Annotated in this window: 1 protein-coding gene; it reads right to left on the bottom strand. The window is 59.5% G+C overall.

The genetic code is table 11. From position 1 onward, the window contains the following. A partial coding sequence (locus tag R0J92_RS24230; RefSeq protein WP_411053558.1) for an FAD-binding protein occupies positions 1 to 259 on the bottom strand: 259 nt, incomplete at both ends.

Here is a 259-nt window from a genome sequence, read left to right as displayed (position 1 = left end):
ATGCACGTCATTGGCGATGGCGCCGCCCAATGTGACGAACTGGGTGCCGGGCGTGACGGGCAGGAAATAGCCATGCGGCGCGACATGCGCGATGATATCGCTCAGAAGCGTACCGCTTTCAGCCGACAGCAATCCCGTATCGGGATCGAATTGCAGTATCCTCCTTCGGGCCTGCATGGGCGCGAGAAAGCCTGCATCGTTATGGCAGCTGTCACCATAGGAACGACCATTTCCAAACGGCAGCAGGCTCACCCCTTCG

The sequence above is a fragment of the Tritonibacter sp. SIMBA_163 genome, assembly GCF_046535935.1.
GTDB lineage: Bacteria > Pseudomonadota > Alphaproteobacteria > Rhodobacterales > Rhodobacteraceae > Epibacterium > Epibacterium scottomollicae.
This window is presented reverse-complemented; position numbering and strand designations above follow the sequence as displayed.